Below are 6071 nucleotides of genomic sequence, written 5' to 3' on the forward strand. Positions count from 1 at the left end.
TCGCGCAGCAGCTGAATTCGGGAGCACTGGATTCCCGCCTGCGCGGGAATGACGGGGACGACGGTCTACGAAGCGCGGATGCGAGCCCGCTCCTCCTCCTGCAGCCGCAGCACCCGGCGCTGCACCTTGCCGGTGGTGGTCATGGGCAGCGCCTCGATGAACTCGATCTCCTTCGGGTACTCGTAGGGCGCGAGCTTGTCGCGCACGTGCGTCTGCAGTTCGGCCACGAGGTCGGCGTCGAAGCTCGCCTGGCCGCGCGTGGTGATCGCACGCGCCTCGGCCACCTGCGGCGCGAGCACCACGTAGGCCTTCACCAGTGCACCGCGCTCCGCGTCCGGCTTGGGCACCACCGCTGCGTTCACCACGGCCGGGTGCTTCACCAGGCAGTTCTCGATCTCGCTCGGCCCGATGCGATAGCCGGCCGCCTTGAACACGTCGTCGGCGCGGCCCTGGTACCACAGGTAGCCTTCGGCGTCGCGCGTGGCCAGGTCGCCGGTGCGGCACCAGTCGCCGGTGAACTTGCGCCGCGTCGCATCCTCGTTCTTCCAGTAGCCGAGGAAGAAGATCGGGTCCGGGTCGCCGTGCACGTCGTAGCGGTTCACCGCCACCTCGCCCGTCACGCCCGGCGGGCATTCCTTGCCCTCGTCGTCGATCACGGCGACGCGGTGGCCGGGATAGGGCCGGCCCATGCTGTTGGGGCGCGCCGGCCAGCCGACGCCCTGCTCCGTGTGGCCGTTCAGCGCGCAGTTGCCCACCACGTAGTTGATCTCGGTCTGGCCGAACATCTCGTTGACGATGACGCCCAGCTGCTCGCGGCAGTAGTTGAAGACGGCGTCGCCCACCGCCTCGCCCGCGCTCATGATCGCCTGCAGCTGGAGCGCGAACTGCGCGCGCGGCTCGGGGTACGCCTTCATCATCGCCTTCAGCGCGGTGGGGAAGAGGAACGTGTGCGTGACCCCGTGCTCCTGCATCAGCGTGAACGCGGTCTCGGGATGGAAGCGCGCGTTGCAGGCGACGATGGGCCGGCCGAAGTACAGGGACGGCAGCAGCGCGTCCATCAAGCCGCCAGTCCACGCCCAGTCCGCCGGCGACCAGAACACGGCGTCGCTGTGCGACCCGGGCCGCAGCGGATCGAAGCCGAACCAGTTCTGGCTGCACACGAAGCCCGGCAGGTTGCCGATCAGCGCCCGGTGCGGGATCAGCGCGCCCTTGGGCGGGCCGGTGGTCCCGCTGGTGTAGATCAGCACCGCGCCGTCGTCCGCATGCGTGTGCACCGGCGCGAACTCCGGTTCGAGCAGCGCGCGCTGCGCCTCCCACGCGATGTCGGCCTGCGCCGCCGCGCCGCCCACGCCCACCACTTCGCGCAGCAGTGGGCATTGCGCGCGCACCTGCGCCACGTTGGCGATCGCGCTCTCGTCGCAGATCGCTGCCACGGCCTCGCTGTCCTGCAGCCGGTATTCCAGCGCGTCGGGGCCGAACAGCATCGACAGCGGCATCGCCACCGCACCGAGCTGCAGCACCGCCATGTAGGCGATCGCGGTCTCGAAGCGCTGCGGCATCACGATCGCCACCCGGTCGCCGCGCCGCACGCCCAGGCCCACCAGCAGGTTGCTCATCGCGTTGGCTTCCTGCTGCAGCTGCGCGAAGGTGAGCGTCTCGCGCCGAGGACCGTGGGCGATGATGGCCACGCGTTGCGCGGCATCGGGTTCGGCGGCCCAGCGCGCGCAGCAGGCCTGCGCGATGTTGAAGGAATCCGGCACCTGCCAGCCGAAGCCGCGGTGCATGGCCTCCCAGTTGTCCCTGCCTTGACTGCGGTCCATCGCGCCCTCCTTATGATCGCCCGAATGTACCAACCGAAGAGAGCGTCCCGCAGCGAGTTTGTCCCGATCCGGAACCTGCGCTATCACGTGCGCCTGTGGGGCCAGCCCCGTGCCGGCGAGCCGCCGCTGGTAATGGTCCACGGCTGGATGGACGTGGCTGCGTCCTGGCAGTTCGTGGTGGACGCCTTCGCGCGCGAGCGCTTCGTGATCGCGCCGGACTGGCGCGGCTTCGGGCTGACCGAGCTGGCGCCGACCGACAACTACTGGTTCCCCGACTACCTCGCCGACCTCGACCTGCTGCTCGATCACTACGCGGGCGAGGCCCCGGTGGACCTGGTGGGCCACAGCATGGGCGGCAACATCGCGATGCTCTACGCCGGCGTGCGGCCGCAGCGCATCCGCCGGCTGGTGAACCTGGAGGGCTTCGGCATGGCGGCCACCCAGCCGGAACAGGCGCCCGGCCGCTACGCCAAGTGGATCGACGAGCTCAAGGCCCACCACCGCGGCGAGCTGGCCCTGACGTCCTATGCCTCGCTGGAAGGGGTGGCGCAACGCCTGATGAAGACCAACCGCCGGCTGCCCGCCGACAAGGCCGAGTGGCTGGCGCGGCACTGGGCCCGGCAGGACCAGGACGGCCGCTGGCACGTGCTCGGCGATGCGGCCCACAAGATCGTCAACGCCAACCTCTACCGCGTGGACGAGGTGCTGGCCACCTATCGCCGCATCGCCGCTCCGCTGCTCAGCATCCAGGCCAGCGACGACAGCCTCGGCCAATGGTGGAAGGGCCGCTATACCCTGGCCGAGTACCACGAACGATTGAAGGCGGTGTCCGACGTGCGGCTGGGCCAGGTGGACGACGCCGGCCACATGCTGCACCACGATCGCCCGGCCGAGGTGGCCAAGCTGATCGAGGAATTCCTGCAGGGGCTTCCTGGGGATATCCCTCACTGAGCCGCAGCCTGCGCGCAGTGGAACGTGAAATTTTCCATCTGCCGCTGGGCTTGCAACCAATGGTTCGTAACAACGCTTGCCGTAGGAGTCGTCCTACCTCATAGTCGGGATTCCTTGATGAGGGGTCTCTTCGATGTGGAAGTCGGCTGTGGCCGCGCTGCTGGCGGCTGTTGCGTTCGCTCCGGCCCAGGCTCAGACCGATGAGTTCGAGCAGGGCATGAACACGATGTGGGAAGTGCTCTGGCACCAGAGCGGCACGCCCACGCGCCTCGTGCGCTGGGAGCAGGACATCAAGGTCCGCATCTACGGCATCAACCTCAACGCCCACAAGCAGCACACGCTGCAGGCCCTGCGCGACGCCGGCGCCGAAGCCGGCGTGCGGGTGATCGACGTGAGCGACCGGCCCGATGCCGCCCAGGTGGCCAACGTCAGCATCGAGATCACGCCGGACAACATGCTGGAAGACAACCAGCCCTGCGTGACCTACCTGAATTTCCAGACCGAGACCAGGATCGACTCGGCCGCCATGCAGATGCGCAACCGCGATGCCTGGCGCTGCGCCTACCACGAGTCCATGCACGTCATGGGCGTGCGCGGCCACCCGGCCGGCAAGACGGTCCTGAGCTATTTCCCGACCCAGGTCGACGGCCTGCTGCCGCTCGACAAGGCGATGCTGCGCGCCTGGTACTCGCCCCGCATGCGCGGCGGCATGACGCCCTTCGAGGTGCTGCCGGTGCTGGCCGACGAACTGGTCGCCACCATGCCCGACCGGGAGAAGGCGGCGCAGGCCCGCGACCGCTTCTTCGCCCGCACGATCGAGCAGATGCAGGCCTTCGCGGACGGCAAGGGCGACGTGCCGATGATCGTCAAGCGCTCGGGCAAGTCCACCGAGGAAGGCATCCGCTTCGGCCGGATGGAAATGAGCTATTTCCTCGGCGTCGCCTACCTCGAAGGCGTGACGGTCCCGCAGGACCCGAACCTGGCCGTGCGCTGGCTGCAGCGGGCCGCCACCCTGGGCAGCCGCACCGCGCAGGCCCGCCTGGGCGCCGCCACGGCACGCTGATCCGCCTCCGTCATCCCGCGCACACGCGGGAATGACCCAAGGCTGCGCTGGCCCACGGCCCAGCGGATTTCCGGCACACTGGCCGGCTCCCCTGCGCCATCCATGCACCTCGCCAGCCCTCACGCTTCCGGCAGCTTCCGCCGCATCCTGACCCGCAACGTCGCCCTGCCGCTCGTGCTCGGCGTGGTGAGCGCGCTGGTCTTCATCTCGCTCCTGCTCTACCTCGCCAACGTGATCGGCGAGGTGCAGGCGAGCGACGAGCTCCTGTCGCACACCTCGCTCGCCCAGCGCCACGACCTCGACATGGAATCGGGCGTGCGCGGCTTCCTGCTCAATGGCGACGAGCAGTACCTGCAGCAGCACGACCGCGCGGCGGAGCTGCTCGCGCCCGAGATGGAGGGGCTGAAGCAGTCCGTCGCCAACAAGCCGGACCAGCTGGCGCGCCTGCGCCGCATCGAGACCTTCCAGGCCTCCTGGCGCGACTACGCCCGCGACCGCATCGCGCAGAAGCGGCGCGATCCGCAGGGCTTCATTTCCGCCAGCCAGGGCCGGGAGCTGAAGGACCGCATCCGGGCCGAATTCGACGACTTCATCGCGGTGGAGCGGCGCGCCCGGGCCGAACGCATCCAGTCGACCAACCGCAATGCGACGGTCACCGGCGGCGCGTTCGTGCTGTTCATGCTGGGCACCGGGGCCCTGCTCGCCTGGCGCGGACGGCGCGAGCTCCTGGGCCTGTCCTCCACCTACGAAACACTGATGCAGGAGCAGCAGCGCCAGGCCGAGACGCTGCAGGCGGAGGCCTGGCTGCGCGAGGGCCAGTCGCGCCTGACGGAGCAGCTGGCCGGCGAGCAGGAACTGCGGGCGGTGGGCCACGCCGCCCTGCAGGCGCTCGCCGATTACCTGGACTGCCGCGTCGGCGCGCTCTATACCCCCGAGCCGGGCGGTCTGCGCCTGGCCGCGACCTGGGGCTGGGCGCAGGATGCCGGCCAGGTGGGCGACTGGCTGCCCGAAGGCCGCACCCTGGTGACCGAATGCGCCGCCCAGCGCAAGCAGATCGCGCTGCAGGACCTGCCCGCGGGCTACCTGCGCGTGAGCACCGGCCTGGGTGAGAGCGACGTGCGCTCGGTGCTGCTGGCGCCGGTGCAGCACGAGGGGCGGCTGGCCGGCGTGCTGGAACTCGGGTGGATGCGGCCGCTGGAGCCGCGCGACGGCGAGCTGCTGCGCGCCATCGGCAGCAACCTGGGCGCCTCCATCGAATCGGCACGCTACCGCCAGCGGCTGCAGGAGGCGCTCTCGCGCACGCAGCAGCTCAACGAGGAACTGCAGGTGCAGCAGGAGGAACTGCGCACGGCCAACGAGGAGCTCGCCGAACAGTCCAAGGCGCTGCAGGAATCGCAGGCGCACCTGGAAAGCCAGCAGGCGGAGCTGGAACAGACCAATGCGCAACTCGCCGAACAGGCCCTGCGCCTGGAAACGCAGCGCGACCAGCTGCGCGAGGCGCAGGCCGCGCTGCAGGAGCGTGCCGAGGAACTGCAGCGGGCCAGCCGCTACAAGTCCGAGTTCCTCGCCAACATGTCGCACGAGCTGCGCACGCCCTTGAACAGCTCGCTGATCCTGGCGCGCCTGCTGGCCGACAACCCGCAGGGCAACCTGACGGAGGAACAGGTCAAGTTCGCCGACTCCATCCACTCCTCCGGCAACGACCTGCTGAACCTGATCAACGACATCCTCGACATCGCGAAGGTCGAGGCCGGCAAGCTGGAGGTGCGGCCGGAGGTTGCCGCCATCGGCTCGGTGTGCGAAGGCCTGAAGACCATGTTCGAGCCGCTCGCGGCGCGCAAGGGCCTGCAGTTGCAGGTGGAGGTGGCGCCGGACGTGCCGCCCAGCATGCACACCGACCGCCAGCGGCTGGAGCAGATCCTGCGCAACCTGCTGGCCAACGCCGTCAAGTTCACCGAGCGCGGCGGCGTGGCGCTGCGGGTGCGCACCGAGGGCGCGGACCGCGTGGCCTTCGAGGTGCGCGACAGCGGCATCGGCATCGACGCCTCGCAGCACGAGGCCATCTTCGAGGCCTTCCGCCAGGCCGACGGCACCACCAACCGCAAGTACGGCGGCACCGGCCTGGGCCTCTCGATCTCGCGCGACCTGGCGCGCCTGCTCGGGGGCGACATCACCGTGGCCAGCGCGCCCGGCGCCGGCAGCACCTTCACGGTGGTCCTGCCGCTGGAATACCAGCC

4 protein-coding genes are annotated in these 6071 nt (G+C 69.8%); 3 read left to right on the plus strand and 1 reads right to left on the minus strand.

Going from position 1 to position 6071, the window contains the following annotated elements; all coding sequences use genetic code 11:
* Positions 1 to 65: 65 nt before the first annotated feature.
* Entirely contained in the window at positions 66 to 1820 is a 1755-nt protein-coding gene (locus VFM98_RS22230; RefSeq protein ID WP_325112073.1) for an acyl-CoA synthetase, read from the minus strand.
* 24 nt (positions 1821 to 1844) lie between these two features.
* On the opposite strand from VFM98_RS22230, the gene VFM98_RS22235 reads away from it, so the two are divergent.
* The 3 genes from VFM98_RS22235 to VFM98_RS22245 all read left to right on the plus strand — a co-directional run.
* Positions 1845 to 2771 (plus strand): alpha/beta hydrolase, encoded by a 927-nt coding sequence (locus VFM98_RS22235; protein ID WP_325112074.1) that lies wholly within the window; start codon positions 1845 to 1847, stop codon positions 2769 to 2771.
* Between the two features lie 133 nt (positions 2772 to 2904).
* Positions 2905 to 3834, plus strand: a complete 930-nt coding sequence (locus VFM98_RS22240; protein WP_325112075.1) for a hypothetical protein — start codon at positions 2905 to 2907, stop codon at positions 3832 to 3834.
* 102 nt (positions 3835 to 3936) lie between these two features.
* Positions 3937 to 6071, plus strand: a 2135-nt coding sequence (locus VFM98_RS22245; protein ID WP_325112076.1) for an ATP-binding protein, incomplete at its 3' end; no start/stop codon positions are given.

Source organism: Ramlibacter sp. (assembly GCF_035706265.1).
Taxonomy (GTDB): domain Bacteria; phylum Pseudomonadota; class Gammaproteobacteria; order Burkholderiales; family Burkholderiaceae_C; genus Ramlibacter.

Excerpts from the sequence above, each read along its gene's own strand:
- VFM98_RS22230 (WP_325112073.1), bottom strand. The coding sequence starts at position 1,820 with ATGGACCGCAGTCAAGGCAGGGACAACTGGGAGGCCATGCACCGCGGC.
- VFM98_RS22235 (WP_325112074.1), top strand. The coding sequence starts at position 1,845 with ATGTACCAACCGAAGAGAGCGTCCCGCAGCGAGTTTGTCCCGATCCGG.
- VFM98_RS22240 (WP_325112075.1), top strand. The coding sequence starts at position 2,905 with ATGTGGAAGTCGGCTGTGGCCGCGCTGCTGGCGGCTGTTGCGTTCGCT.